The organism is Candidatus Symbiopectobacterium sp. (assembly GCF_020054415.1).
Taxonomy (GTDB): domain Bacteria; phylum Pseudomonadota; class Gammaproteobacteria; order Enterobacterales; family Enterobacteriaceae; genus Symbiopectobacterium.
Genome location: NZ_JAHWCO010000500.1, coordinates 1 through 3312, shown reverse-complemented (window position 1 = coordinate 3312; position 3312 = coordinate 1). Strand labels below are relative to the sequence as shown.

2 protein-coding genes and 1 pseudogene are annotated in these 3312 nt (G+C 49.5%); all 3 read right to left on the bottom strand.

Features of this window, described 5'->3' with window-relative positions:
- Positions 1-1116: pseudogene (locus QZ506_RS14650) on the bottom strand (hypothetical protein); the annotation flags it as partial.
- A gap of 2 nt (positions 1117-1118) precedes the next feature.
- A complete protein-coding gene (locus QZ506_RS14645) occupies positions 1119-2738 on the bottom strand; it encodes a hypothetical protein (RefSeq protein ID WP_291972021.1) in 1620 nt (539 codons plus the stop codon).
- A partial coding sequence (locus QZ506_RS14640; RefSeq protein ID WP_291972019.1) for a hypothetical protein occupies positions 2735-3312 on the bottom strand: 578 nt, incomplete at its 5' end. The genes QZ506_RS14640 and QZ506_RS14645, both read right to left, overlap by 4 nt.

The following is a 3312-nucleotide window of genomic DNA, read 5'->3' as shown; positions in this document are numbered from 1 at the left end:
ATTCAACGAACCGTTTAGCGTATCCCACACCATTTCTGGCGTTGCACCAAATTCACGGGATGACGCAGGGTGTTTTCGTAGATTGATTGCATCCTTATTTGTGGCGGTATCCCTGAGTAGATCAAACGTCCTGCTGGGGTTGGGCCCCATTTCCTCAATTAGCGCAATATCTTTTGTTATGCCGAAAATATGGCTTTGCATTCCCTCGAAAACAGTACCCTGCCCATAGGTATCCATGTATTTTAGATAGCCGTCAGCGCCATTAAAATGAATCTGGCGGTGTGACTCATCACCCTTGGATGCCCGGCTGCCCATAGCAACCTGACCAGGTTCAAGCTTATTATTTCCCTGAGTCGTGATTGTGTCATAGGCTTTGCCGAGAAAGTCCCGCATCTGCCCGGTATCCATCGCGGTACCGTCTTCATTCAGATATCGGGAGCGATCAAGAACAGGCAGAATAAAGTCAGTCCACTTTTCTTTGCCCGCCTTAACCATGTGTGCTAGATCATGCGGCTGCGGGACGTAGCCATAATCAAGTTTACCAATATCCATGCCCGCAGAATTAGCCCGCTGGCGCAACCCTTCAATCTGCTGGTTCCATGCTTTTGCGGCTTTTGCTGCTACCGGATTCCCGGTATTGATACCGTAAACCTCATAGATAAACGCTTTCGTCGCTACGGGGTTATCGAACAGACCAAGAAATCTGGGCTCGACAGCATTGATCGTGTCAACTATTTCACTGAATGCCGCCGCGCGCTCACCTCGAACGCGGACATCCAATTGCCGCAGCCGTTCAAACAGGGCTTTGTGAAAAGGGGCTTTGCCGCCAAGAACGGTGGCACGCTCGGTTAATGACTCAACGTTTTTAACCTGAGCCACCATATTAAGCGCCCGGCGCTCTGCGATTTTTTCAGCACGCTGAATATGGGCAACCATTGCACACTGTGCCGCCTCCATCAGTCTGTCTTGCTGGGATAGTGAACGGAAACGCTGGCGATCTTCTCTTGCAAGTTCACGCAGGTGATAGCTTATCGTTGTATCTATCCCGTCGGTTTCCGCTTTCGTCAGCTTTCTTCCGATGGCACTCTCTACTTCCTGAATACAATTCGGATGCATGGTTATCCCCTACGCAAAAAACAAGAGACGGCTGTATCAAACATGGTGGATTCGCGGCGTGCTGTTTGCAGGTTGGCGTCGATATCAGCCATAACCTCCGTGACATTTTGCTGAAGCGGCGTTCCCTCATTATCAAATGCGGAAATAACTTTAGCCTCAGGGTTAGCCAGCACCAGTGCTCTTAGTCGTTCAACGGATGGGGGATACTTACCACTACCAGCGCCAGAGGTATTCTCTTGAGCGCGCGGGGCGCGGCTGTCTTGTAGCGATGAAATATCTGCTATAGGGGGCCGTTCCTGCATTCTCTCTGTTATTCCCGCCTCATCACGTAACATCAGACGCAAATATGCTGGAACAATCCCCTGCTCCAGTCGTGATAGGTCAGCCTTAGCCTCGAAGTTAATGCCACCCTTTATGTTATTTAGCAAAGTATCTTTTTTTACTGCCAATTCATCAGCTAGCGGTGCTATTTGAGAATCGATCTGCTCCAGTTCATTCCTCTTAATTCTGGCGCTGCGGCTATTACCGGTACGCAGTCCTGATATTTCCGCTTTGCTGGTCTCCAATTGAGAGATCGAATACTCTAAGTTGTGAATATCTTGCTGAAGTTCTTTTCTTTCCCCTCTGGTCAATAGTTGGTCCGCCAGTCCGCGCAAACGGATTGTTTCTGCTGAAACCGTAGATTCGTTGTGAAGAAGGAATGCTGCGTCGTTTACGCCATCAAGTGACGACACGTCCACCCTCTCGCCAGCGTCCAGTTGCCGCATGGCTAGATCCAGAGCGTTTTGATGCACCACGCTGGACTCAATATCGACAGGTAAGCCGGGGGCGGTAGACTCACTGAAATGCTCAGCGCCACGAGCGGTCATTGCAGCATCTACAATCTCAGGCGATGGGCGAGCGTAAAGGTGGGCCAGCCCGCCGAACGCAGCACCAAGGATCACATCGGTCGCCAGCACGGTTTTATCAAAAGCCCTGTATTGCTGGGCCATTTCTTTATATCCGTTCCGCTCCAGTAATTCATGTGTTGCGGCGCGATGAGCGACACCCAAACCGGCATTACTTGCAGCTCCAGCCAACAATCGGGTACTGAGGCTTTTTGCAAAAGGAGCGGCGGGGATTACTACGCCAACAGCGTTTACGCCACCTTCTAATATGGCCTTTCCAAATGCGGTGTTATCATCGACCCCCTTCTTTAAAGCCTCATCATATCTAACCTGCGTGGTTGCTACGCCATTCAAGCCAGCAGCACCAATCGGCCCCCCCAATGCGGATCCCACAGCTGCGGGCGCTATAACTTCGCCAAAGCCATCTAATAATTGCCCTACCGTGCTGGTCGTTAACGGATCTGGTTTACTGGTTTCACCAATTCTGGCTATGTTTTCAATTCGTTCATCCCACGATTTATCCAAACCTGCCGCTGCTGTTAATGGCCTAAACGCATCAGCGAGGTTTTTTTCTACCGTGTAATCGACGTTATTTAACCCACGAAAGGCACCGTTAATTAAATCAGGCGGAGCGTTCCAATCAACAAAGGCGGGGCCAATATCCTTAATCTGGATCCCTCCAGGTTGGTTTTTTATTGTTTCAATGCCTCGAGCGTCAAAATCTAAAATATTCATTGGCCCGCCCCGCTAAGATTGATGATCACTTTTTTACCCGATGGGTCTAGCAGCGGGGATTTCCCGTAAATCATCAGGTACTGATCTTTACCAACGTACTGCATCCCCATGCTTTCGAATTTATCAAGCGCGGCAGGAGGAAGACCCTGATTGGTTACAGCGTCACTAAATGCTCGCTTGGATGCGGTTTTGAATGACAGTTCTGACATTCCCCATGGGGTTATGGTTTTTTGCCCGTTAATGTCAACCACGATCCCTATAACAGCCTTGATCGACTCCTTAATAATATCTGGGTCAATTACGCCGGTTATCACCCCCTTCTCAGCCGCACGAGCAACATAATAAGAACGAATGGCTTGTTCGCCCTGCTGATACGCTTGGGGCATATTTGCAAATACCTTATCAAGCGTATCGGCAATTGCATTTGTGAATTCCTTTTGAGACGGGATGGGGAAGTTTTTAGGCGTTCCGTCTTCGTTTCGTTGCTCTTTTGATGGGTTAAGAATTTGATTACCAATCAGCAGACGTTGTGCAACCTGCTGGCCTGTAACGGTTACGTCATCGGCAAAGTAAT

Coding starts and splice junctions, on each gene's coding strand:
- QZ506_RS14645 (WP_291972021.1), bottom strand. CDS start 2,738: ATGAATATTTTAGATTTTGACGCTCGAGGCATTGAAACAATAAAAAAC.